We start from the raw sequence: 25,165 nt of genomic DNA on the forward strand, positions 1-25,165 counted from the left end.
CATGCAAGGCGATAGCGCAAGTTTGACCGATAATCCGCCAGGCGGCGGAATTTCGGTCATGCATCAGTGTTCAGCTGACGCGGCTGACCTTGTTGCGGTGCTGGCCGACGCCGGGACCGCCGCGCGGCACGAACCGGCGCTTGGGCTGGCCATCGGCGGGGCGTTCGCCGCCACGGCCCTGCGGCTGGCCGCGGCCATTGCCGCCCCGGCCGTTGTTGCGGTTCTGGCCGCCGCGATAATCTTCATCGTCGTTGGGCTTGTGCGTCGGCTTGGGCAGCTTGGCGGCTTCGGCCTGGAAATCGGCGGGCAGCGGCAACGGCGCAAGCTTGACCCCGGTCAGCTTTTCGATGTCGCGCAGATAGGCCTTTTCATCGGGCGCGCACAGGCTGATCGCTTCGCCATCGGCGCCCGCACGCGCGGTGCGGCCAATCCGGTGCACATATTGTTCGGCCACGTTGGGCAGTTCGAAATTGAACACGTGGCTGACGCCGGCGACGTCGATCCCGCGTGCGGCGATGTCGGTGGCGACCAGCACCGGGCAGGTGCCCTGGCGAAACGCGTCGAGCGCGGCGGTGCGCTGTGCCTGGCTTTTGTTACCATGGATCGCGCGTGCCGGGATGCCCGCGGCTTCAAGATGGCGGGCGATCCGGTCGGCGCCATGCTTGGTGCGGCTGAACACCAGGCTGCGGTCAAGCTTCTGGTCGGCGATCAGGGCGCGGATGCGCAACGACAGCAGCGCCTGCTTTTCGGCCTGGTTGACGAACGTCACATATTGCTCGACGCGCTCGGCCGTGGTTGCCTGCGGCGCGACTTCAACCTTGACCGGGTTCTGGATGAACTGACGGCCCAGATCCTCGATCGATTTGGGCATCGTTGCCGAAAAGAACAGGCTTTGGCGCTGTGCCGGCAGCATCGCCGCAACGCGCTTGAGCGCGTGGATAAAGCCCAGGTCCATCATCTGGTCGGCTTCATCGAGCACAAAGATTTCGACATGGCGCAACGTCAGCGCACGATTGTCGATCAGATCGAGCATGCGGCCCGGCGTTGCCACCAAGACATCGGTGCCGCCGACCAGACGGCGCGCCTGCTTGGTGATCGGCACGCCGCCGAACACGCAATCCACGAACAGATTGAGGTTCTTGGCATAGCCCTTCATGTTGTCGGCGATCTGGGCGGCCAGTTCGCGCGTTGGCGACAGCACCAGCATGCGGCACGACGCCGGCTTGCGCGGGGTGGCATTGGCGGCCAGGCGGTGCAGCGAAGGCAGTGCAAACGCGGCGGTCTTGCCGGTGCCGGTCTGGGCGATGCCCAACAGATCGCGCCCTTCCATCAGTGCCGGGATCGCCTGGCGCTGGATCGGGGTGGGATCGGTATAGCCTTTGGTGGCAAGCGCGCGCAGAATCGGCTCGGCCAAGCCGAGATCGGAAAAATAGGACATGAAAATGGTACCTTAAGAATGCACGCCAGACGCTGACCCGAATGGGGCCACGGGCGCATGGGGGTCGACAGGGCGACCCACGCGTGAAAGGGAAGCGGCAGCAACAACGCTCAGCCGGGGCGGATCCATCCAGTCATAAACCGGCGCCATGTGTTTCGGCGGATCTCACGCTGCCCGGGCCTGCGACAAAATGCATTGCCGCCGTCCTTGCGAGGCGGCCCCTACCGATAAAATGCTTTGAAGGCAAGGAATTTGTGAAAATGCGCATTTTCGGCGCGCATTCACACCTCGCCACGCGGGGCGCAGGCAGGATCGCTTGCCACCACCTGACGGCGCAAGGCCGCGCGCGCCAGGCGCTCCACTTCGACCTTGCGCCGCGCCGCCGCCAACGGCAGAAGCGGCGCGGGGCGCAGGATTTCGGCATCATAGCCATCGGCCACGATCACCCCGCACTGGTCGGGCCGGAACGCATCGGTTTCCATCACCGCGCGATCGAGATGCGCTGCCAGCCCCCAGAAAAACCGGTCACAATGATCAAGGTAATCGGGCCATTTGGCATCGCCCAGCAGATCCGCCCGGCTGACCTTGATTTCGACAATGATCACCTGGCCCCGCGCATCGATCCCCATCAGATCGGCCCGCCGCCCGCCTTTCAACGGCATTTCGGTCAGGCACCAGATATCGTTGCGCGCAAACAGCCGCGCAATCCCGCGGGCCACGGCGTGGGCCGCGCGCACATCGGTGGTGGTATCGACGGTCGGGCAGGCTGATTCGATCATCGGCCCTGCATAGGAACAAATCAGAAACAAGCCAAGCCCGATGGCCGGATGCGCGAAGGCTGGTGCGCTGCGTGCAATCGCGGGCAAAATGGGCTGGCAAGCCATCCGCTTTGCTGCTAGGTGCCGCCGTCTAGCGCGCACCCGTAGCTCAGCTGGATAGAGTACTGCCCTCCGAAGGCAGGGGTCACAAGTTCGAATCTTGTCGGGTGCACCATTTTTTCAATGACTTGACGGTCTGAAATCTTGGGTGTGCGTGAAAATTCAAGCAACAGCATCGAACCATGGCCCAGTGGCGCGCCGTTATCGCCCCGCAGCCTTGTCCATCATGTCCATGAAATTGCGCGCCGCATCGCGGTCGGTGGCATTCTTGAATGCCACGTCCAGATCGGGCGCGGCGCCCAGCAGATAGAGCAGCGACCACATGGCAAAGCGGCGGCCCTGGTCGGTTTCGAGGCCGAAATCCACGCGCATGTGTTCGATCCCGCCGGCAAGCGCCGCAGGCGTCAGCGTGTCGAGATCACAGGTTCCGAAAAAGCGGCGCAGCTGATCGTCAAAGTTCATGGGACAGCCTATCAGGTCAAGCGCGGCGCGGGTCAACCGGGTGCGCTGGATGGCGCCCGGCCAGGACCCCGCCGATGGTGGCATCGACGGGGTCGGGGCAGGTTGGGGCGCGGTTATTGTCCGCTGGCGCGGCTGGCATCGCGCGCGGCGCGGAATTCGTCGGTGGGGTGCCAGTTGGGCCAGGTGTTGCCGTCGGCCAGCGTGCGCCCCAGGCGATAGAACAGGCCGACGTCTTCGGTGATGCCCGACCAGTCCCAGCTGTCGGAATATTCGTCGCTGGGCTGGTGATAGCGGTGCGTGACATAGTCTTCGGCGGCGGCATCGCCCGCCGCGGTGCCGCCGATCAGCAGATCGTGCCCGCGCGAAAGGTCAAACATCGGCACGCCGCGCTTGGCCATGCTGAAATGGTCCGAACGGTAATAATGGCCGCGCTCGGTGTGATCTTCGGCGGTTTCGCGCAGGCCCATGTCGGCCAGCGTGCTGCGCAGCACGCCGGTCAGGTCGGACTTGTCGCCCCCGGTCATCGCATAATCATGCGCCGCGCCCGATGGCGGCAGCGCGTCCATGTTGACCCCGCCCACGGTGTGCGACAGTGGATAGACCGGATGCTGCGCATAATATTCCGATCCCAGCAGACCCGATTCCTCAAGCGTCAACGCGACAAACACCTGGCTGCGCGCGGCCGGGCCCGTCTTCACATTGGCTTCGGCCAGTGCAAGCAGCGCGGCCACGCCGGTGGCATTGTCGACCGCCCCGTTGCAGATGCCATCGCCTTTTGCATCGGGCGTGCAGTGGCCCAGGTGATCCCAGTGCGCCGAATAAAGCACGACATCTTCGGGGTGCGTCCTGCCCGGCAGCACGCCGATCACATTGTGTGACACCGATCGGGTGATCGTGTTGGCAAACGCCACGTTGGCCGACAGGCCCAGCGGTACCGCGTGAAATCCCTTGTGCCGCGCCGCTTCGGCCTGCGCGTCAAGATCGAGCCCGGCGGCGGCAAACAGCTTGGCCGCCACACCATGCTGGACCCAGCCGTTGATCTGGGTCTGGCTCATCCCGTGATCGTCGCTGGCGACAAAGCGCTGCGGCCCCGACCAGCTCGATTGCACCACGTTCCAGCCATAGGCGGCGGGGAAGGTGTCGTGCACGATCAGCGCGCCGGCCGCACCCTGCCGGGCCGCTTCTTCGAACTTGTAGGTCCAGCGGCCATAATAGGTCATGCGGCGGCCCTTGAACAAACCGTCTTCGCTGGTCATCCAGTAATCGGGATCGTTGATCAGGATCACCGCGATCTTGCCGTGCATGTCGACGCCGGCATAATCGTTCCAGCCGAGTTCGGGCGCATTGACGCCAAAGCCTACAAACACCAGCGGCGCATTGGCCAGCGTGGTCTGCGCCACTTCGCGATAGCTGCCCACGACATAATCGCTGCCATAGGCAAACGTCAGATCCTGGCCCTTGCCGGTGATGTGCAGGCCCGAATGGTCATGCCCGGCGATGGCCACCGTCGGCACATCCTGCAGCCACCCGCCATGCACACCGGGCTGAAGCCCGACCGCGCGGAATTTGCCGATGATGTAGTCGAGCACTTTGGGTTCGGCCGCGGTTGCCGGTGCGCGGCCTTCAAACGCGTCCGAGGCAAGCGTTTTGACCGCATCGCGCATCAGCGCAACGTCGGGCTGGATCGGGGCGGCGGTCTGCGCGTGCGCGCCCGTTGCCAGCATGGTTGCGCATGCCAGCGCGGCGAGTGTCTTGCGGATCATGAAAAATCAGTCCTTGTTCTATGGCAAATGGTTCAGGCGCCGCGCGACGCGGCGATATGGTCGTCGATCCGGCTGGCCAGCACGGGCAGGGGCATCGCACCCGCCAGCAGCCCGGCGTCGTGGAACGTGCGAATGTCGAAGCGGGGGCCAAGCTCGGCCTTGGCCTTGGCGCGCAGCCGCAGCCATTCGATCTTGCCCAGCATGTAGCTGCAGGCCTGGCCCGGCCACACGCAATAGCGTTCGACTTCGGTGATCGCGGCAGTTTCGGGATCGCCCAGCGTATCGGTATAGAATTTTACCGCCTGTTCGCGGCTCCACCCCTGGGCATGCATGCCGCTGTCGACCACCAGCCGCACCGCGCGGAACATCGCATCGTGCAATTGCCCGACCAGCCCCAGCGGATCATCGTGGTACATGCCCATTTCGACCGCCAGCTGTTCGGCATAAAGCGCCCAGCCTTCGCCATAGCCCGAAAAGAACTGGATCTTGCGGATGGTCGGCAGATCGGTTTCCTGCGCCAGGCTGCCCTGCAGATGGTGCCCCGGAATACCCTCGTGAAAGGTCAGCGTGGGCAGGACAAAGCGCGGGGTTTCGGCGGTGTCGCGCAGATTGATATAGTACGCCCCCGGTCGTGCGCCATCGAGAGAACCCGACTGGTAATACCCACCCGGCGCGCCGGCCTCGGTTGCCACCGGCACGCGGCGGATATCGAGCTTTGCCCGTGGCAGGGTGCCGAACCACTGCGGCAGCATCACCGTGATCTTTGCCACCATGTGGTTCAGATCGTCGATCAGCACCTTTTTGCCTGGGTCGGTGTTGGGGTAGCGCTGCCGGGGATCGTCGTAGAGCGCGCGCAGGCGTTGCCCGACGGTGCCTTTGGTCAGGCCCTGTTTTTGCAGGATCTGGTCGATCTGCGCGGTCTGTTCGGTGACCATGTCCATGCCGATCTTGTGGATTTCCGCAGGCGGCACCGTGCTGGTGGTGTAATTGCGCAGATTGAGCGCATAGATCTGATCGCCGTGCGGCAGCCGCGCGACGCCCGCGGTGTGCACCGCCTTTGGCAAAAGCGTATCGAGCAGTGCCGCCTGGCGATCGAGCGCGGGCTGAACGCGTGCGGCATAGATTGCGGCGGCGCGCGCCTCCCATTCGCCGGGGATCGCGGCTTCGTGCGTGCGGCGCGCGATCGACTGCACCAGATTGGACTTTGCCGGCGGAGTATCGCGCAATTGGCGGATCTGCAGCAACGCCTTGGTCAATACGAAATCGGGCGGCACCACGCCCAGCGCGACATCGTGGCGGCACTGGTCGCTTTCCTGGTCGATCGCGGTGGCAAAGGCATCAAGCCGCGCCAGATAACCTTCGGCGTCGGCGCCATTGGCGATCACGTGCTGGCTGTCGAGGAAATCGGGCACCGATTGATAGGCGCCGGTCAGCTGGCTGATCGCATAGGGACCGCCCGCAAACGGCAGCACGCGGTTGACGTCGTCCTGCAGTTCGACGCCAAAACGCACCGAATCGTAATTGGACCGATTGAGCCCGGTCAGCGCCTCGCGCCGGATGGATTTGAGCGCCTTGAGGTTGGCGGCGTTGTGCGCCTTGTCCACGTCCCATGCCAGCAACGACCGGTCATCGAGCAGGGCCTTGGCGCCGAGCCGGCTGCCGCTGTCGAGCCCGAGCGAGGTGACCGATTCAGGCGATCGATCGAGCATCTGGTCCAACATGCCTTCAAACAGGACGGCCAGCCGCGCATCTTCGGCCGAGCCGGTGGCCGCCGCCGCGCCGCGCGCGGTATGACCAAGCGCCACGCCTGCCAGCGCCATTGTGGCCGCACCGGCCTTGAGCATTCCACGACGATCCATCAGGGCACCCTTTCGCACAATCCAAACGCGTTTCAATCTGCCAGGCATCGCATTGCCCGCCGGCCGACCGATCGCAAGCCTGCAATTGGGTCCACCCCCGCGTTCTGGCTACAGAAAACGATTGCAATGTCTTTGGTTTGGCCGAAAATCTGTGCAAATCATGACGGCAGGACAAAACGGGGGAATGCGGCGGATGAACGGCAGCCTGGTACGGGGCGTGTTTGTGGGCGGGCTGTCGGGTCTGCTGTTCGGGTTTGATACCGCCGTCATCGCCGGCACCACGCATGGTCTGGCCCAGACCTTTGCGCTGACCCCGGCGGTGCTGGGGCTGACCGTGTCGAGCGCATTGTGGGGCACACTGGTCGGGGCGTTTGCCGCAGGGGTGCCCGGCGATGCGTTTGGCGCCCGCAATTGCCTGCGCGCCATTGCGCTGATGTACGTGCTGTCGGGCATCGGCTGCTTTTTCGCGCCCAACCTGGCCACGCTGATTGCCGCGCGCGTGCTGGCGGGGTTGGCGGTGGGGGCATCGTCGGTGCTGGCGCCGACCTACCTGGCCGAAATCGCCCCGGCGCGGGCGCGCGGCGCGATGGTCGGGGTGTTTCAGCTGAACATTGTCGCAGGCATTCTGGTTGCCTATCTCAGCAATTACGCGATCGGGCTGATGGATCTGGGTGCGCAGGAATGGCGCTGGAAATTCGGCGTGACGGCGGCCCCTTCGCTGGTGCTGGCGGCGCTGCTGTTTGCCATTCCCAACAGCCCGCGCTGGCTGGCGGTCAAGGGCCGGCTTGACGAGGCGCGCGCCGTGCTGTCGCGCACCGGGCATGGCGATATCGCGGCCGAATTGGCCAGCTATGCCCGCGACACCGTGGCGCACGCAGGACGGCGCGTGCGCCTGTCGTGGGCAGAGCATGCACGGCCGATGACGCTGGCGGTGCTGATCGCATTTTTCAACCAGATGTCGGGGATCAACGCGATCCTCTATTACCTTAACGACATCTTTGCCGCCGCCGGGTTCGGCAAAGTGTCGTCCGATTTGCAGTCGGTGATCATCGGCGCAACCAATCTGGTATTCACGCTGCTGGCGCTGAGCGTGATCGACCGGATCGGGCGCAAGACCCTGTTGCTGGTCGGTTCGGTCGGCCTGATCATCAGCCTGTCGGGTGTGGCCCTGGTCCAGCTCAGCGGCGCGCACCAGGCGTTGTTGCTGCCGCTGTTGATCGCGTTCATCGCCGCGTTCGCGTTTTCGCAAGGCGCGGTGATCTGGGTCTATATCGCCGAAGTCTTTCCAACCGCGGTGCGCGCGCGGGGGCAGGGGCTGGGCAGTTCGACGCATTGGCTGATGGATGCGTTGATCGCCACCGCGTTTCCGGTGATCGCCGCCAGTTCAAAGGGCCTGCCGTTTGTGGTGTTTGCGCTGGCGATGGTGGTGCAACTGGTGGTGGTGTGGAAAGTCTTTCCCGAAACCAGGGGGATCGCGCTTGAGGACATGGCCGCCTCGATCGGGCACAAGGCATGACCAGGCGCGGTCGCCGGGCGCTTCTGGCGATGGCAGCACTTGTGACCCATGGCGTGCAGGCACAGACGCCGGCACAGCCCGCGCGGCGCGACGATGATCCCTGGCGCCCGGCCTGGCACTTTACCCCGCCCGCGCACTGGATGAACGATCCCAACGGTCTGGTGTTCTATCGCGGGGTCTATCACCTGTTCTATCAATACCATCCCGGCGGCACGGTGTGGGGGCCGATGCACTGGGGCCATGCGGTCAGCAGCGATCTGGTGCATTGGCACGACCGCCCGATCGCGCTGGCGCCCGATGAACACGGCACGATCTTCAGCGGCAGCGCGGTGGTCGACTGGCACAACACCAGCGGTTTTTCGCACGACGGCACCCCGCCGTTGCTGGCGATCTTTACCTATCACGACGAAGCTGCGCGCAAGGCGGGCCTGCCGCCGCAAAGCCAGGGGCTGGCCTACAGCCTGGACGCAGGCGAAACCTGGACCAAATATGCCGGCAATCCCGTGTTGCGCCCTGATGCCGGACAGCCGGATTTTCGTGATCCCAAAGTGTTCTGGTTTGCACCCGGCCAAAGCTGGATCATGGCACTGGCGGTGGGTGATCACACTGAATTCTTCGGTTCGCCCGATTTTCGCCAGTGGCACCGGCTGAGCGGGTTTGGTGCCGGCGTTGGGGCGCATGGCGGTGTGTGGGAATGCCCCGATCTGATGCCGATCCGCGTGGCGGGAACCCGGCAGACAAAATGGGTGCTGATCCAGAGCATCAATCCGGGCGGCCCGAACGGCGGGTCGGCCACGCAGTATTTCGTGGGCGATTTTGATGGCCACAGCTTCACGCTCGATCCCGCATTTGCCCGAGGCCTGGCGCGGCACGGGCCACGCTGGCTCGATTGGGGCCGCGACAATTACGCAGGCGTGGCCTGGTCGGATTTACCGCCGGGGGCGCGTCACCCGATCATGATCGGATGGATGAACAACTGGGATTACGGCGACAAGACCCCCACGGGCGCGCTTTCCACCGGCAACTGGCGCAGCGCGATGACATTTCCGCGCGAACTGTCGCTGCACCGGTCGCGCGACGGGGGCTATGCCTTGCGCCAGATGCCGGTGCGCACGTGGCAGACGCTGGCCGGGCCGGCGGTGGCGATGCGCGCAACCATGGTCTCGGGGACTGTCGAGGTGCCGCTGCCCGATCAGGCGGTGGCGCAATCGCTGGTAACGCTGGCCTTCGATGTGCCCGGGGGGCGGACACGCGTCGGCATCGAACTGTCAAACAGTCTGGGCGATATCTACCGGTTTCACTATGACGCGGCCACCCGGCGTTTTTCCAGCGATCGCACCGCATCGGGCGTGGTCGATTTTTCGCCCAAATTCGCCTCGGTCGATCACGCACCGCGGCTGGCCTCAGGCAAGACCCTGACGATGACATTCGCGATCGATCGCAGCAGTATCGAGGCGTTCTGCGATCGCGGCGCGACCGTGATGACGACGGCGGTGTTTCCGCGTGCACCGTATACACGTCTGCGGCTGTTTGCCGAACAGGGCCACGCGCGGCTGGTATCGCTGCGGGCGACACCGTTGGCCGGTGCCGCGCGCAATTAGGCCGATCTGCCCATGACCCAACGGTCCAGCGACCACCGTCCGGAACCGCGCGCCACGATGGTCAGCAGCAGGCCCAGCCACAGGCTGTGTTCGGTCCACCAGGCATCGGGATAGATGAACAGCTGGATCACCAGCGTCATCGCGGTCATCCCCAGCGCGGCAAACCGCCCGAACAGTCCCAGCACCAGCAGAACCGGCAAGAGGTGCTCCATGGCCATTGTCACAGGTGCCACGATCCCAGGAAAGGGCGTGTGAAATTCATCGCGGAACAGATCGACCTGCCCGTCTTTCAGGCCGAACCATGTGCCATCTGCGCGGCGGGTTTCGCCGGCGGCCCAGAACACGTGTGCGGCAACTATGCGCACGAACAGCAGCAGTGCCGCTTCGGGAATTTTTGCGAACAGGCCGTTTACGGTCCGGATCAGGGCGATCATGCTGCAGTCCTTCTGGTCAGGAGCCTGGTCGTGCCGCACCGGCGCGCGCGTTGACCCATCCGGGATGGCCGGATGCGATGCGCAGCGACAGGTGCGGGACCCAGGTGGGCGGGGCGGGGCTGGCCCGCCCTATTTGATCAGCCCTTTTTGACCGGCGCGGCGTTGCCGGTGTGTTCGGCCAGCGTGCCGCCCATGGCGGTGCACGTGCCGGCCTTGACGAATTTCCAGGCATTGCCCTGGTAATTCACGGTCGATGTGCCGGCGCAGCTGGTGCCGGCACCGGCCTTGCAATCGTTCTTTCCGGCCATGGCGACGCCATAGCATTTTTCCCGGCTGGGCGTTTCCGCATGGGCCGCGGTGGCGGCAACTGTCGCGGCAAGGGCAGCGGCCAGCGCCGCAATCGTGGTGGTGTTCATCGGCTGTTCCTTTTTCGGCTGAACGGATGTGGTCCGCGCATCGGCCACGTCACCATTTCGCACGCGCGGCCCGGCCGGTTACGGCAAGGACCGGTTTTTTTGTGCGCGCCGGGCAGGTGACCGAAAAATTCGACATCGCACGATGTCAATGTGCCCGTTAAGTCCATTCCCTGATCGGGTTGCGTTCCGGTATTCGGTCAGCCGCGAATAACGCCACCGATCCTGCGGTCTGACACGGTGTCAGCCGCCGCGCGAAGCGGGCGGCACGATTGCAAACGCCTGCCGCCCACCGGACAAAGTGGATGAAATGGACGTAAACACTATTGGACAAATGGATATCTCAGCGTGATAACGTGCGCGCGGGACGAGGCCGTAAGTGGAGAGAACGAGATGACGCAATCAGGATCGAAGATTCGGTTTGGTGGATTGATGTTGTGCATGGCAGTGCCGGGGCTGATGCTCGCGGCATGCTCGAAAAAGAATGACGCGGATACGACCGCCGACAGCGCACCAGCCGCGGCGACGACACCTGCGGACAGCGCTGCAGCCCCTGCGGCGCCTGCAGCAAAGGTGGCAGCCGACAACACCGACACCATCACCGGCGTAAAGCTGGCCAGCTACACCGGCGATGCCGATAAGGGCAAGGCGGCGTTCGTCACCTGCACCACGTGCCATGCCATCGAAGCCGGCGTGAACAAGATCGGCCCGTCGTTGCACGGTGTCGTCGGCCGTGCCGCGGGTTCGATCCCGGGGTATACCTATTCGGCTGCGAACAAGGGCAGCGGCATCACGTGGACTCCGGAAAAGCTGTTCCAGTATCTGGAAAATCCGCAGCGCGTCGTGCCCGGCACCAAGATGAGCTTCCCCGGTTGGAGCGATCCGCAAAAGCGCGCCGACGTGATCGCGTATCTCAAGGCCAACAGCTGATCGTTTGACGTATCGGTACGGTTGAACGGCCCGGCAGCGCTCAGCGCTGCCGGGCCGTGTTTTTGGTGGCAGAGCGCCGTGCCAGATCGGCCAGGTTGACCGGAAACGACGCCAGCAGCAGCACCGCGATCCAGCGCCAGTCAAGCCCGATCAGCGCCGCGCGCAGCGCCAGCAGCATCAGCACACCGGGTGTCAGGCACAGCAGCGCATCGTACAGCCGCCATCGCGCGCGCGTGACCAGCACGATCAACTCGCACGCGATCACCAGCAGCACAACATCGACCGCATGGCCGCTGGCAAACAGCCAGATCATCATCGGGTTCAGGCGAAAGGTCCGTTCAGATGGACGATCGTCATGTTGAGATATCCGGCAAACGTCACCCACAGCAGATAAGGCACCAGCATCACCGCCCCGCTCATCGAACGACGCCAGATCACCAGTATCAGTGCCAGCACCGACAGCCACAGGCCCAGCGCCTCGATCACGGCCCAATCGGGCCGGTGCAGGCGAAAGAACAGCAGGCTCCACACGATATTCAAAAAGCCGTTGAGCGCAAACAACCCCAACAGCCATTCGCGTTCGCGCGCATTGGGCATGGCGAGCCATCCATTGACCCCCGCCAGCGCGGTAAAGGCATAGATCGCCATCCAGGCCATGCCATATGTCGCATCGGGCGGCGCCCAGCGCGGCTGGGCCAGTCCATGATACCATGGTCCGATGTCGGTGATCGTGGCCCCCATCACCGCCACGGCAATGGCCAGGATCGACGCGATCACGATGGGAAACAGCCAGGCGCGGCTCATCGGGTGGCCCCTGCAGTTTGCAGCAAGTAACGCATATCCTTCATGAAAATACGTAGATAGGCCAAGGGATTGGCATAGACGAGTTGCTTGTTCATATAGGCCGGCCACAGCATCCGTTGCACATCGCGATCATCGCACATGGTCACAAACCGTTCGCGGCGGCGATCGTTGTGGTACCAGAAATACTGCATGATCCCCAAAATCCAGAACACCTGTCCATGCGCGCGCATGAACCGTTTGCGTGCCTGCGCCAGCGCGCGCGGCTTGCCCGTCACCAGAAACAGATCCACGGCGCGCGCCGATTCCTGCCCGGCCACCATTGCATAATAGATGCCTTCGCCCGAGGCCGGCGCAACCACCCCTGCGGCATCGCCTGTCACCAGCACATCGCGGCCATTGTCCCATTTGCGCAAAGGACGCAGCGGGATCGGTGCGCCTTCGGACCGGATCGTTTCGCACCCGGCCAGATGGTTGCGGCTGCGCAGCCGGGCAACCGCTTCGCGCAGGCCAAATCCCTTGACCGCACTGCCCACCCCGACGCTGGCGGTATCGCCATGGGGAAACACCCAGGCATAAAAATCGGGCGACAGCGCCGCCTGATAGAACACGTCGCACCGGCGCCGGTCGAACGCGGCATCGTCTGCCACAGGGGACCGGATCACTTCGTGATAGGCAAACACACAAGGCATGCGGTCGGCACCCGCGATCGTGCCGCGCGCCACGCGCGACCGCGCGCCGTCGGCGCCGATCACGCAGCGCGTGGCAATGCGGCGTTCCGCACCGTCGGCATGCGCGGTATAGACCACCACCGCGCCGCCATCTGTATCACGTTCGATCCGGTCAAACCGGCCGGTGCGGCGTTCGGCCCCTGCCAGCGCCGCGCGTTCGCGCAACCATTCGTCAAACGTGTCGCGGTCGACCATGCCGACGAAGCCGTCGCCGCCAAACCGGTCGACCGGCATGTCGACCATTGCGTCGGACGGTGCAATCATCCGTGCGGCGACCACGCGGCCCACGATCAGATGATCGGGAATGGCAAAATCGCGGATCAGCTTGGGCGGGATAGCACCGCCGCAGGGCTTGATCCGGCCTGCCCGATCCAGCAGCGCGACGCGGTGCCCGGCGCGGGCCAGATCGGTGGCGGCTGTCGCCCCCGAGGGGCCGCCGCCGACCACCACGCAGTCATAGATCGCGCTCATGCCACCAGGCGCCGCGGCTGGGTGGTCTGCGCCGGTTGGCGCAAGGCCAGCGAACCGGCGATCAGGAACAGCACCGCCTGGATGCCGAACACGATCATGAACGTGCGCGGGGTCGATCCGATCACCGCGCGGCCCAGATCGAGCCCGACCGCGCCACACAACCCGCCCAGCGCAAAGGCGATCGCCTGTGCGGCGCCCCACACACCCATGCGGATGCCTTCGCGATTTTTTCCATCGGCACCGGCCAGCCCCATCATCGTGCCGATTGCGGCCACGGCAAACACGCCGTTGCCCAGCCCCAGCGCCGCCACATTGGCGGCAAGGGGCCATCCGCGTCCCGCACTTGCGGCCATGACCAGCCCGGCCAGGGCCAGCGACGAGGCGGCGCACCCGACCACGATCCACAGCCGCATGCCCGCCACGGTGCGTTTGCCGATAACACTGCCGCCGACGCCGACCACGATCATCCCGCCCAGCACCCCGCTGTGCAGCACGCCTGCCAATTGCGTCGACTGGCCGGGGGAATAGCCGAACAGCAGCCCGGCGAATGGTTCCAGGATCAGTTCCTGCATCGAATAGGCAAACATCGACAGGAACACGAACAGGGTAAAGCGGCGCGTATCGTCATCCGCCATCATCGTGCGCAGCGCGACGCCAAACCCGGGGCGATGCACTGGTGTGGCGGTGTCACGGGTCAGCGCCGCCGGGCCTTCGACCCGCGCGACCCCCACCATGGCCAGGCAAAACGCCGCCGCCGCAATGCCGCACACGACCTGGGTCAACCGGTGCAGCGAAAACGGATCGATCAGCTTGCCGGCCACGCCGGCGGTAATGACAATGCCCACGATCATCATGATCCACGTGATCGATGCCGCCGCCGCGCGCCGCGCGGGCGCAACCCGCGTGGCCAGCAGGGCCAGCAGCGACGTGCCCGCAGCGCCAACCCCTGCGCCGATCATCGAAAAGGCCGCGATCGCCAAGGCCAGGCCCCCGCCGGAATGCGCCGCCAGCAGGCCAAGGGCGGTGACCGACAGCATTGCCCCGGCGGCGAGCGTGGCCATCCCCAGCACGATCCAGGGCGTGCGACGCTGCCCGCGATCAGAGCCATGGCCCCAGACCGGGCGCGACAGTTGCACCGCGTAATGCCACGCCACAAGGCCCGCGGGCAGTGCGGCGGGCAGCGCATATTCAACCACCATCACCCGGTTGAGCAACGATGTGGCCAGCATCACGATCGATCCGATCGCCGATTGCACCAGGCCCAGCCGGACAATTCCGATCCAGCCGAGCGGCGCGCGTGTCACAGCCCGGTTGCTCCGCCAAGCGCAAACGCCGAGGCCAGCATGCCAAGGACATAAAGCGTGGTGCCCGTCGCGTTGTACCACGGGGTGTGTTGGCGCGGATCGCCGAGCAGCCGCGGCATCAGGCCCAATTGCCCGGCCAACACCACCGCGACCAGTCCCGCGCCGATGCGATGCACCCAATGCACCAGCAGCGCCACCACCACGATCTGCGGCGCGGCCATCACCGCGCAGGCCAGCCGCGCGGCAGGGCCAACCCCCATGACGACCGGCAACGATCGCAGTCCGGTCAGGCGATCGCCTTCGACCGCCTTGAAATCGTTGAGTGTCATGATGCCATGGGCGCCAAAACTGTACAGGGCCAGCACGATCAGCACATGCGTCGCGGGCAGCGCGCCGGCCATCACGCTGGCGCCTGTAAACCAGGTCAGCCCCTCGTACGTCAGGGCCACGACCGCCGGCCCCCATATGCCACTGACCTTGAACCGGAACGGCGGCGCGCTGTATCCCCAGGCACAGGCCAGGCCCAGGCAGGTGGCGCCGACCACCCAGGGGCCGGTGGTCCAGGCCAGCAACAGCGACAGGCCGGTGCCGATCATCGCGATCCACAGCCCCCAGCGTCCGCCGATCCGGCCCGACGGGATCGGCCGTTCGGGCTGGTTGATCGCATCGACATGCCGATCGAACCAGTCGTTGACCGCCTGGCTGGTGCCGCACACCAGCGGGCCGGTCAACAGCACGCCCGCGATCAGGAAAGGCCAGCGATGGCTGATCGGCACGCCCGACGAAACCACGCCGCACATGAACGCCCAGATGGGGGGGAACCAGGTAACCGGTTTGAGCAGTTCCAGCACGTCGCGCGGCGCGGGCAGCGATACGTGCGGGCGAAGGGTGGCCGAATGGTCCATGGCTGCAAGGCTAAGCCTTGACACCCCAAAGCGTCAAATCGATTTTACACGGGCGCGTGCAGAATTCGCTTCAACTGTCGCCCGATGCCTGATTGGCCAGACCGTGGCGATGCAGCTTGGAATACAGGCTCTGGCGGCTCAGGCCCAGGATCTCTGCGGCAGAGGCGCGGTTGTCGGACGTATAGGCCAGCGCTGCTTCGATACACAGCCGTTCGATCATGTCGGTGCTTTCGCGCACGATGTCTTTCAGCGACATGCGGCCAACGAGTTCGGTCAATTGTTCGACCGAACGGGGCAAATCGCGCTGTGCCGCGGTGTCATCGCGCAGGCGGCGCGCAACATTGCGGATGGTAAAGCCGTAGCAGTCCTTGCCTTCCATCGTGGCCGACACGCCCGACAGTTCGATCTCTTCCTGCGCGCCTGCTGCACCGCGCACGATCGTGGCGACATTGCGGATCGAACCGTGATCGCGCAGTTGGCCCACGATCAGTTCCAGATCGCGGCCGGGACGCGCCAGCCAGGTGCCGACGGGATTGCCCACGACGCGATCGGCCGAGGGCATTTCGGCCAGTTCGACAAATGCGGCATTGGCCGTCAGCACTTTGAGTTCGCGGTCGACCAGCACAAAGGCATCGGGCATCCGTTCCAGGACATCGCCCAGCGTGCTGTCAAACCGGTGTTCGGCATCGGCCGGCGTGGTTGGCTCGATCCGCACGATCAGCATCGGCGTGCGCGATTGGCGGAACAGGCGCGCCGAAATTCGCGCCTCGCCCTTGTGGTCGATCAATTGCAGCACGACCGGGTCGAGCGAATCGCTGGCTTCGGCGGCGCCGAGATAGGCCACCAGGTCATCGCGCTGTTCGCTGGCCACGATCGAGGCGGCCGCATTGCCGATCAGCGATCCCTCGCGCGCATCGAGCAGACGATGCGCGGCGGGGTTGGCCTCGCGAATACGGCGGGTCTGGCCATCGACGATCATCACCGGTTCGGACGCCATGTCGAACAGCAGGCGATACCGGGTTTCGGCCTGTCGCAGCCGGATGTAATCCCGCTCGAGCGATTGCTGGGTCTGCAACAGGCGCTGTTGCATGTCGGCGGCGGCGCGCATGTCGCGGCCGATCGCGATCAGCCGGTCACTGTCGCCCAGAGTCATGACCATATAGCGCAACGGGATATCGCCGCCGGCGGCATGGTGGTTGACCTGGCGCCAGCGTCCCGGCGCATTGCCGGTCGCGGCCTGCAGCATTTCGACCGCCTTGTTGCGGCTTTCCACGGTCATTGCCTCGATCCACGATCCCCCGATCCAGTCGGTAAAACCATGGTTGGCAAGATCGCCTTGCGCCACCGCCACATCGAGTATCGTGCCGTCGCGGGTCAGGATAAACGTGACATCGCCCGCCGCTGCCAGCAGCGAAGCCGCCACATCAGCAGAAAGCAGGCCCGGCAGGATGCCGGGCGTCAGGAAGGCCGTGTTCCGGGAAGGGGCGATATGCTGGCTCATTGACGAGCGACGCACTCCAGGCGAATGGTAACGTTACGTCGCAACAGCCCGCTCGCGTTCACGAACAAGTTGATCTGCAACACGCGGCGCAGATTTGGCATCCACGGCGGTGCCATCGGCACCGACCTGAACAGCAAGTTCCGGATTTGCGCTAAAAACCCGTCCCCCGACCATGATGCCGACATGCGGATTTTTCGAAATATTCCGCAGTGCAGCAATGATCGCCCGCAGCGGGCCAATATGGCAGTCACAACTGACGGTCAACCCGATTATGTCGAACCACTGGGCTTGCGCGCGCTTGAGCAATTCCGGGGTTTGCGGGTCGCACAGCCGATCGGTCATCCATCCATCGCGGCGGAAGATGTCATCGATCATGACCGTGCCCAGGCTGTGCTGATCACCCGGAACCGGGCAGAACAGAGCACGTCGACCGCCATCGGCAGACGTCTGCCCGGTCGTCATGCCGCCGGTGATTTCGTGAACCACTTCCTGCAGACGCCACAGGCCCATCGTCACGTCCATGAAGTCGCACGTGTCGTTTTCCCAGAATTCACCCAGCATCCGCGCGGTCGGCGCCAGCAGATCGACCAGCACCGATTCCATCGGCACCCCGCGCGCCAGGATGGCTTCGACCACGGCAAACAGTTCGTCGGCCTCGATCTGCATGACCAGCGGGGCAAACGCGGCAATTTCGTCCGCGCCGATCACATCGTCGGCAATGACAGCTGTACACGACGTGGTCGCACCCGAATGGGCTACCATCATCCGCGGGATGATCTGGCTTTCGATCAGCGCAGTCAGCGAACGCGCATAGTCCGCGTCGATCCGCGCACGAAACGCGGACAGCCCCAAGGGTTCGGCAGCCGGACCGCATCTGACCAGTTGTTCAATCGCAAAACGACCGTCTGATGATGTAATCTCATCGTATCGGTTCATCGATGCCATCCCCGGCTCTCCCCGCCTGACCGACATTTCGTCTGGATTGCTGGTCATCGACTGTGGACCTGCGACTCGCAGCGTATGCTTGTTGCCACCTGCTGGCAACAGCCATAGTCCCGATCTGGCCCCCAAGTGTCAAAATAAATGGACGTCAATTTAGATTGACACTTTGCGGTGACGGGATAATTCTCTGCCTGCAACCAAAAGGGGCAGGCGAGAGGCGATGCGGGCGAGCAACCCACCTTTCTCAAAGGAAAAGAGCGGCGCAGCAGTGTCACTCTACACGCCTGAGGAACGTATTCGCCGCGACTCGACAGCCTGGACGCTGGTTCAGGGGATCCTTGCCCCGGTGCAGTTCCTTGTGTTCCTGGTCAGCGTGGTGCTGGTGCTGCGTTACCTGCACACCGGCCAGGGCGCGACCGCGGCAACCGTGTCGATCGTCGTCAAGACCATCACGCTTTATTCCATCATGATCACCGGCTCGATCTGGGAAAAGGTCGTGTTCGGCAAATGGTTGTTCGTGCCGGCGTTTTTCTGGGAAGACGTGTTCAGCATGCTGGTGCTGGCGCTGCACACGGCATACCTCGCCGCGCTGATCGGCGGCTATGGCACCGAACGCGGGCGCATGCTGCTGGCTTTGGCCGCCTATGCCACGTACGTGATCAACGCGACGCAGTTCATCCTCAAACTGCGTGCGGCGCGCCTGCAATCGGCGCCTGTTTCGATGGCGATGGCCGCATGACCCCGGCGCTGCCCGCCGGTCTGCCCGGATGCGTTTCGGCCCCGGTGCTGCGCGAACGCGGCCAGCGCGAAGTGTTCTGCGGATTGACCGGGATCATCTGGCTGCACCGCAAAGTGCAGGATGCCTTTTTCCTGGTGGTCGGGTCACGCACGTGCGCGCACCTGCTGCAATCGGCCGCAGGGGTCATGGTGTTTGCCGAACCGCGCTTCGGCACCGCGATCATCGAGGAACGCGATCTGGCCGGCATGGCCGATTGCAACGAAGAACTGGATCGCGTGGTTGATCGCCTGCTGGCGCGGCGGCCCGATATCAAGCTGTTGTTTCTGGTCGGTTCGTGCCCGTCCGAAGTGATCAAGCTGGACCTGTCGCGCGCCGCATCGCGGCTGTCGGTCAAACATGCCGGGGCGACCAGGATCCTCAATTATTCGGGATCGGGCATCGAAACGACCTTTACCGAGGGCGAGGATGCCTGCCTTGCCGCGCTGGTGCCCGAATTGCGCGCCGATCACGACACCGCACCCGGGCTGATGATCGTGGGCGCCTTGCCCGATGTGGTCGAAGACCAGTTCGCCCGCCTGTTTGCCGAGCTTGGCATCGCCAATGTGCATTCATTCCCCGCGCGCCGCGCCGATGCGATGCCGGCGGTTGGGCCCAACACCCGGTTCTTGCTGGCCCAGCCGTTCCTTGGCGAAACCGCGCGCGCGCTGGAAGATCGGGGTGCGACGCGGTTGGATGCGCTGTTCCCGTTTGGCGCCGAAGGGACGACGAACTGGCTTCACGCTGCCGCCAAGGCGTTTGGCATCGATGAAATGCATTTCCGCCGGGTGATTGCGCCGGGCCGCGAACGCGCCAAGCGCGCGATCGAGCACCGCCGTGCCACGCTGTCGGGCAAGCGGGTGACCTTTCTGCCCGACAGTCAGCTCGAAGTGCCGCTGGCACGGTTCCTGTCGAACGAGCTCGGGATGGTCCCGGTCGAAGTCGGCACGCCCTATCTGCACCGTCGCCACCTGGCGCAGGAACTGGCTCTGCTGCCCGCCGGCACGCTGATCAGCGAAGGCCAGGATGTCGATCTGCAGCTTGATCGGGTGCGCGCCGCCCGGCCCGATCTGACGGTGTGCGGGCTGGGCCTGGCCAATCCGCTGGAGGCCGAAGGGCTGACCACCAAGTGGGCGATCGAACTGGTGTTCTCGCCGATCCACGGTTTCGACCAGGCAGGCGACCTTGCCGAACTGTTCACCCGCCCGTTGCGGCGCCGCGACGTCTTGAGGGTCTGATGCAGCTGACGGTCTGGACATACGAGGGTCCCCCTCACGTTGGCGCGATGCGGATCGCAACCGCCATGCAGGGCGTTCACTATGTCCTCCACGCACCGCAGGGCGATACCTATGCCGACCTGCTGTTCACGATGATCGAACGCCGCGCCAAGCGTCCGCCGGTTACCTACACCACGTTCCAGGCGCGCGATCTGGGCAAGGACACCGCAGAGCTGTTCCAAACGGCGGCACGCGATGCCTTCAACCGGTTCCAGCCGCAGGCCATGCTGGTCGGCGCATCGTGCACGGCCGAGCTGATCCAGGACGATCCCGCCGGGCTGGTCGAGGCGATGGGGCTGCCATGCCCGGTGGTCGCGCTCGAATTGCCCAGCTACCAGCGCAAAGAGAACTGGGGCGCGGCCGAAACCTTCTACCACCTGGTGCGTACGATGTGCGCCGGTGCCACGGCGGCACCGCGCACGGACACCGCCCGGCCCCGCGTCAATCTGCTGGGGCCGACCGCGCTTGGGTTCCGGCATCGCGACGATGTGATCGAAATCACCAGGCTGCTCGACACCCTGGGCATTGCCGTCAATGTAACCGCCCCGCTGGGGGCCAGCCCCGCCGATCTGGCGCGGCTGGGCGAGGCCGATTTCAACATCTGCCTCTATCCCGAAATCGCCGATACGACCTGTCGCTGGCTGGAACGCCAGTTCGGGCAGAAAACCGTGCGCACCGTGCCGATCGGCCACGGCGCGACGCGTGATTTCATCGCCGAAGTGGCGGGCCTGGCGGGCGTCGATCCTGCCGCCGTGCTCGATACGTCGAACCTGCCGTGGTGGAGCCGCTCGGTCGATTCGACCTATCTGACCGGCAAACGCGTGTTCATTTTCGGCGACGCCACGCATGCCATTGCCGCGGCACGCGTGGCGCGTGACGAGCTGGGCTTCGAAGTGGTGGGCCTTGGCTGCTACAACCGCGAATTCGCCCGCGATTTGCGCGATGCGGCAAGACTTTACGGCGTCGAACCGCTGATCACCGACGATTACCTGGCGGTCGAAGATGCCATTCAGGCGCTGCAGCCCGAACTGGTGCTGGGCACGCAAATGGAACGCCACATTGCCAAGCGGCTGCGCATACCCTGCGCGGTCATCTCTGCGCCGGTCCACGTGCAGGATTTTCCCGCGCGCTATTCGCCGCAGATGGGGTTCGAAGGCGCCAATGTGCTGTTCGACACCTGGGTCCACCCGCTGGTGATGGGCCTGGAGGAACATCTGCTGACGATGTTCCGCGACGATTTCGAATTCAGCGATGGCGCGGGTGCGTCGCACCTGGGGCACGGTACGGCGGCGCACACGCCCGCCCGACCGGTGCTTGAACCGGTGGCAGACGCACGCGTTGCAGCCGGCGGCTGGTCGCCCGAGGCCGAGAAGGAATTGCTGAAAATCCCGTTCTTCGTGCGTGGGAAAGCACGGCGGAACACCGAGCGCTATGCCACCGAGCTGGGCATAGCCGCCATAACGCTCGAAACGCTCTACGATGCGAAGGCGCATTATGCCCGCTAGCAGCTCAGCCATCCCGGTGCGCGTGGTCATCATCACGCTCGACAACCATCTGTCGGGCGCTGTCACGCGCGCGCAGGACCACTTCACCCGCGCCGGATCGGGCGTGACCATCGGATTTCACGCCGCCGCCGACTGGGAGGAAAAGCCCGCAGCACTCGAAGCCGCACGCGCCGACATCGCGCGCGGTGACATCATCTTGATGACCATGCTGTTTCTTGAAGATCACATCCGCGCCGTGCTGCCGCAGCTGACCGCGCGGCAGAACCTGTGCGATGCCATGATCGGGCTGATGTCGGCGGCCGACATCGTCAAGCTGACCCGCATGGGCGAATACCGGATGGACAAGCCGGCAACCGGCCTGTTGTCGCTGATCAAGAAGATGCGCGGTACCAACAAGGCGGGCGCCAGTTCGGGCAAGGGACAGATGGCGGTGCTGCGCCGCCTGCCCAAACTGCTGAAATTCGTGCCCGGCACGGCGCAGGACGTGCGTGCCTATTTCCTGACCATGCAATACTGGCTGGCCGCATCGGACGACAATGTGTTCGACATGATCGGTGCGCTGGTCGACCGGTACGCCGATGGCGAACGGCGGTCGTTGCGAGGCACGATCAAGGCGCAAGGCCCCCGTGATTATCCCGAAGTCGGTGTCTATCACCCTGCGCTGCCGCAGCGGATGGCGCGCACGGTTACCGAATTGCCGCGCCGTCGCGCGCCGGTGGGAACGGTTGGCCTGCTGATGCTGCGGTCCTACATCCTGGCCAAGGATGCCGCGCATTACGACGGTGTGATCGCCGCGCTCGAGGCACAGGGCCTGAACGTGATCCCGGCGTTTGCCGGCGGCCTCGACGGCCGCCCGGCGATCGAGGCGCTGTTCATGAAGGATGGCGTGGCCACGGTCGATGCAGTGGTCAATCTGACCGGATTCAGCCTGGTCGGCGGGCCGGCCTATAACGACACCGCGGCTGCCGAAGCCATCCTGACCCGCCTCGACCGGCCCTATATCGCTGCGCATCCGGTGGAATTCCAGACCTTGCAGGCGTGGGGCGCAAATCGCCAGGGGCTGCTGCCGCTCGAATCGACGATCATGATCGCCATTCCCGAACTCGACGGCGGCACCGTGCCGATGGTGTTCGGCGGCCGTTCGGATGGCAGCGATACACCCTGCACCGGGTGTGTGCGCGCCTGCACGTTTGCGGCATCGGGTCAGGTCCGCGCGATGCAGTCGTGTTCCGAACGCGCCGACATGCTGGCCGCGCGCGTGGTCCGGATCGTGGCGCTGCGCCGCGCGGCCAATGCCGACAAGCGCATTGCCGTGGTGCTGTTCAATTTTCCGCCGGGCGCGGGTGCTGCGGGCACCGCACAGTTTCTGGCGGTGTTCGAATCGCTGCACGCCACGCTCGCCCGGCTTGCCCGCGAAGGTTACACCGTCGAAGTGCCGCCATCGGCCGATACCGTGCGCGAACGCATCCTGATCGGCAATTCGGCGCGTTATGGCACCGAAGGCAATGTCCATGCGCGGGTCAGCGCCGATACCATCGTGCGCGGCGAAACCTGGCTGAAAGAGATCGAGGCTTCGTGGGGTCCTGCGCCGGGCAAGCTGCAATCGGACGGCACAGCGGTGCAGATCCTGGGCGCACAGTTCGGCAATGTGTTCGTCGGCATCCAGCCCGCGCTTGGCTACGAAGGCGATCCGATGCGCCTGCTGTTCGAGGGCCGCTTTGCGCCTACGCATGCTTTCGCCGCGTTCTATCGCTGGCTGAAAGAGGATTTCCGTGCGCATGCCGTGCTGCATTTCGGCACCCACGGCAGCCTGGAATTCATGCCCGGCAAACAGACCGGTCTGACGGCCGAATGCTGGCCCGACCGGTTGATCGGCGATCTGCCCAATATCTATCTCTATGCCGCCAACAATCCGTCCGAAGGCGTGCTGGCCAAGCGGCGTTCGGGCGCCACGCTGGTCAGCTATCTGACGCCGGCGCTGACCAATTCGGGCGTTTACAAAGGGCTGGCCGATCTCAAGGCCACTGTCGAACGGTGGCGGCAGGCCGATCCGGGCAGCGACGAACTGGCGGATCTGGCCGAACTGATCAACGACCAGGCCGGCGCACTCGATCTCGATGGCCGCGATATCCCGGCGCTGGCCGCGCGGCTTTATGAAATCGAACGCGAATTGATCCCCCAAGGGCTGCATGTGGCAGGCGCTGCGGCAACCCGCGAAGAACGCATCGACATGATTGCCGCCTCGGCCAGCGCGCGCGGCGAAACGCTGTCGCGCGACACGATCGAAGCCATCGTCAACGGATCGGCGCGGCTCGACACGCCGTTGCTCAAAGACATGGCGGCGCTTGACACCGCGCTGTCGTCGAATGGCGAAATCGACGGGCTGGTCCGCGCGCTCAATGCGCAATTCATCGCCCCGGTCAGCGGCGGCGATCTGCTGCGCACGCCCGAAATCCTGCCCACCGGACGCAACATCCACGGGTTCGATCCGTTCCGCCTGCCATCGGCCTATGCGGTCAGGGATGGCGCGGCGCAGGCACAGCGGCTGATCGATCGCAGCATGGCAGATGCCGGCCATATCCCCGAAACCGTTGCCATGGTGTTGTGGGGCACCGACAACCTGAAAAGCGAAGGCGCGCAGATCGCGCAAGTCCTGGCGCTGATCGGCGCGCGGCCGCGGTTTGACAGCTACAACCGCCTGGCCGGTGCCGAACTGATCGGTCTGGAAGAACTCGGCCGCCCGCGCATCGACGTCGTGGTTACGCTGTCCGGGGTGTTTCGCGATCTGCTGCCGCTGCAAACGCGCATGATGGCAGAGGCCGCGCTGCTTGCCGCGCAGGCCGATGAACCGGTGGAGATGAATTTTATCCGCCGCCACGCGCTGGCGCATGCCGCCGAGCAGGGTTGCACTCTGGATATCGCGGCGCTGCGCGTCTTTTCCAACGCCGAAGGGGCCTATGGCGCCAATGTCAATCTGATGATCGACAATGGCGGCTGGTCCGATCCCGACGAACTGGCCGACAGCTTCGAACGTCAAAAGGGCTTTGCCTATGGGGTCAAAGGTGCCCCCGTGCGGCAGGCGGCGGTGCTGGCCGCGGCGCTCAGGACGGTCGATTGCGCTTATCAGAACCTCGAAAGCGTTGAACTGGGGGTCACCACGATCGACCAGTATGTCGATGCGCTGGGCGGGATCAGCCGCGCCGTCACCCGCGCCAAGGGCGGACAGACCGCGCCGGTCTATATCGGCGATCAGACGCAAGGGTCGGGTAAAGTCCGTTCGCTGCAGGAACAGGTCGCGCTCGAAACCCGTACGCGCATTCTCAATCCGGTGTGGACCGAAGGCCTGCTGCGCCACGGCTACGAAGGCGTGCGCCAGATCGAAGGCAGTGTAACCACCACCATGGGCTGGTCTGCCACCACCGGCGAAGTCGACCCCTGGGTCTATCAGCGCATCGGCGAGACATATGTGCTCGACGCCGCCATGCGCGAACGCATCGCAGCGCTCAATCCCCGGGCGGCGGCGCGCGTTGCCAACCGGCTGATCGAGGCCAGCGAACGCAATTACTGGCAACCCGACGCAGCGACACTCGCCGCACTCCATGCCGCCAGCGACGAACTCGAGGATCGCCTCGAGGGTGTCGTTGCGGTGGCGGCATAAA

Annotated in this window: 21 protein-coding genes and 1 tRNA gene; 8 read left to right on the top strand and 14 right to left on the bottom strand. The window is 64.8% G+C overall.

The window, feature by feature from the left end:
- Positions 1 to 70 precede the first annotated feature (70 nt).
- Together G404_RS0107125 and G404_RS0107130 are read right to left on the bottom strand one after the other, a co-directional pair.
- Positions 71 to 1,438, bottom strand: a complete 1,368-nt coding sequence (locus tag G404_RS0107125) for a DEAD/DEAH box helicase (protein ID WP_028640471.1) — start codon at positions 1,436 to 1,438, stop codon at positions 71 to 73.
- 281 nt (positions 1,439 to 1,719) lie between these two features.
- Positions 1,720 to 2,217 (bottom strand): MmcB family DNA repair protein, encoded by a 498-nt coding sequence (locus G404_RS0107130; RefSeq protein ID WP_028640472.1) that lies wholly within the window; start codon positions 2,215 to 2,217, stop codon positions 1,720 to 1,722.
- A 137-nt stretch (positions 2,218 to 2,354) separates the two neighbouring features.
- On the opposite strand from G404_RS0107130, the gene G404_RS0107135 reads away from it, so the two are divergent.
- Positions 2,355 to 2,431, top strand: a tRNA-Arg gene (locus tag G404_RS0107135).
- An 86-nt stretch (positions 2,432 to 2,517) separates the two neighbouring features.
- Here the strand turns inward: G404_RS0107135 and G404_RS0107140 are convergent.
- The 3 genes from G404_RS0107140 to G404_RS0107150 form a co-directional block, all read right to left on the bottom strand.
- Complete coding sequence (locus G404_RS0107140; RefSeq protein WP_028640473.1) at positions 2,518 to 2,778, bottom strand: hypothetical protein; 261 nt, start codon at positions 2,776 to 2,778, stop codon at positions 2,518 to 2,520.
- 113 nt (positions 2,779 to 2,891) lie between these two features.
- On the bottom strand, positions 2,892 to 4,541 hold the full coding sequence (locus G404_RS0107145) for a M28 family metallopeptidase (RefSeq protein ID WP_028640474.1): 1,650 nt from the start codon (positions 4,539 to 4,541) through the stop codon (positions 2,892 to 2,894).
- Between the two features lie 32 nt (positions 4,542 to 4,573).
- Complete coding sequence (locus G404_RS0107150; protein WP_156906225.1) at positions 4,574 to 6,400, bottom strand: DUF885 domain-containing protein; 1,827 nt, start codon at positions 6,398 to 6,400, stop codon at positions 4,574 to 4,576.
- Positions 6,401 to 6,560: 160 nt separating this feature from the next.
- Here G404_RS0107150 and G404_RS0107155 point away from each other — a divergent pair, with 160 nt between their 5' ends.
- Entirely contained in the window at positions 6,561 to 7,916 is a 1,356-nt protein-coding gene (locus tag G404_RS0107155; RefSeq protein ID WP_028640476.1) for a sugar porter family MFS transporter, read from the top strand.
- Positions 7,913 to 9,517 (top strand): glycoside hydrolase family 32 protein, encoded by a 1,605-nt coding sequence (locus tag G404_RS18400; protein ID WP_051280343.1) that lies wholly within the window; start codon positions 7,913 to 7,915, stop codon positions 9,515 to 9,517. Before G404_RS0107155 ends, G404_RS18400 begins: the two co-directional genes overlap by 4 nt.
- On the opposite strand, the gene G404_RS0107165 is transcribed toward G404_RS18400, so the two are convergent.
- Complete coding sequence (locus G404_RS0107165) at positions 9,514 to 9,951, bottom strand: DoxX family protein (RefSeq protein ID WP_028640477.1); 438 nt, start codon at positions 9,949 to 9,951, stop codon at positions 9,514 to 9,516. The genes G404_RS18400 and G404_RS0107165 overlap by 4 nt on opposite strands.
- Before the next feature lie 137 nt (positions 9,952 to 10,088).
- The gene (locus G404_RS0107170) at positions 10,089 to 10,367 is read right to left on the bottom strand and encodes a BufA1 family periplasmic bufferin-type metallophore (protein ID WP_028640478.1); all 279 of its coding nucleotides are present in this window, start codon (positions 10,365 to 10,367) and stop codon (positions 10,089 to 10,091) included.
- Between the two features lie 429 nt (positions 10,368 to 10,796).
- On the opposite strand from G404_RS0107170, the gene G404_RS0107175 reads away from it, so the two are divergent.
- Complete coding sequence (locus G404_RS0107175; RefSeq protein WP_036520702.1) at positions 10,797 to 11,294, top strand: c-type cytochrome; 498 nt, start codon at positions 10,797 to 10,799, stop codon at positions 11,292 to 11,294.
- Positions 11,295 to 11,334: 40 nt separating this feature from the next.
- On the opposite strand, the gene G404_RS0107180 is transcribed toward G404_RS0107175, so the two are convergent.
- The 7 genes from G404_RS0107180 to G404_RS0107210 form a co-directional block, all read right to left on the bottom strand.
- A complete protein-coding gene (locus G404_RS0107180; protein ID WP_245584433.1) occupies positions 11,335 to 11,610 on the bottom strand; it encodes a hypothetical protein in 276 nt (91 codons plus the stop codon).
- 5 nt (positions 11,611 to 11,615) lie between these two features.
- Positions 11,616 to 12,098, bottom strand: a complete 483-nt coding sequence (locus tag G404_RS0107185; RefSeq protein WP_028640481.1) for a TspO/MBR family protein — start codon at positions 12,096 to 12,098, stop codon at positions 11,616 to 11,618.
- Entirely contained in the window at positions 12,095 to 13,297 is a 1,203-nt protein-coding gene (locus tag G404_RS0107190; RefSeq protein ID WP_028640482.1) for a geranylgeranyl diphosphate reductase, read from the bottom strand. The genes G404_RS0107185 and G404_RS0107190 overlap by 4 nt, the downstream gene beginning before the upstream one ends.
- Positions 13,294 to 14,601, bottom strand: a complete 1,308-nt coding sequence (locus G404_RS0107195) for a BCD family MFS transporter (RefSeq protein WP_028640483.1) — start codon at positions 14,599 to 14,601, stop codon at positions 13,294 to 13,296. The genes G404_RS0107190 and G404_RS0107195 overlap by 4 nt, the downstream gene beginning before the upstream one ends.
- Entirely contained in the window at positions 14,598 to 15,506 is a 909-nt protein-coding gene (chlG, locus tag G404_RS0107200; RefSeq protein WP_028640484.1) for a chlorophyll synthase ChlG, read from the bottom strand. Before chlG ends, G404_RS0107195 begins: the two co-directional genes overlap by 4 nt.
- Positions 15,507 to 15,576: 70 nt before the next feature.
- Complete coding sequence (ppsR, locus tag G404_RS0107205; RefSeq protein WP_028640485.1) at positions 15,577 to 17,007, bottom strand: transcriptional regulator PpsR; 1,431 nt, start codon at positions 17,005 to 17,007, stop codon at positions 15,577 to 15,579.
- 33 nt (positions 17,008 to 17,040) lie between these two features.
- Positions 17,041 to 17,859 (bottom strand): cobalamin B12-binding domain-containing protein, encoded by an 819-nt coding sequence (locus tag G404_RS0107210; protein WP_245584434.1) that lies wholly within the window; start codon positions 17,857 to 17,859, stop codon positions 17,041 to 17,043.
- A 310-nt stretch (positions 17,860 to 18,169) separates the two neighbouring features.
- Here G404_RS0107210 and bchF point away from each other — a divergent pair, with 310 nt between their 5' ends.
- From bchF to G404_RS0107230, 4 genes are read left to right on the top strand one after another with little or no spacing between them, the layout of a single operon-like run.
- A complete protein-coding gene (bchF, locus tag G404_RS0107215; RefSeq protein WP_028640487.1) occupies positions 18,170 to 18,688 on the top strand; it encodes a 2-vinyl bacteriochlorophyllide hydratase in 519 nt (172 codons plus the stop codon).
- Positions 18,685 to 19,962: a ferredoxin:protochlorophyllide reductase (ATP-dependent) subunit N gene (locus tag G404_RS0107220; protein WP_028640488.1), complete on the top strand. Its 1,278-nt coding sequence runs from the start codon at positions 18,685 to 18,687 to the stop codon at positions 19,960 to 19,962. Before bchF ends, G404_RS0107220 begins: the two co-directional genes overlap by 4 nt.
- Positions 19,962 to 21,506: a ferredoxin:protochlorophyllide reductase (ATP-dependent) subunit B gene (gene bchB, locus G404_RS0107225; RefSeq protein WP_028640489.1), complete on the top strand. Its 1,545-nt coding sequence runs from the start codon at positions 19,962 to 19,964 to the stop codon at positions 21,504 to 21,506. Before G404_RS0107220 ends, bchB begins: the two co-directional genes overlap by 1 nt.
- Positions 21,496 to 25,164: a magnesium chelatase subunit H gene (locus G404_RS0107230; RefSeq protein WP_084601124.1), complete on the top strand. Its 3,669-nt coding sequence runs from the start codon at positions 21,496 to 21,498 to the stop codon at positions 25,162 to 25,164. Before bchB ends, G404_RS0107230 begins: the two co-directional genes overlap by 11 nt.
- The last annotated feature ends 1 nt before the right edge of the window (position 25,165 follow it).

This window comes from Novosphingobium acidiphilum DSM 19966 (assembly GCF_000429005.1).
Classification (GTDB): Bacteria; Pseudomonadota; Alphaproteobacteria; order Sphingomonadales; family Sphingomonadaceae; genus Novosphingobium; species Novosphingobium acidiphilum.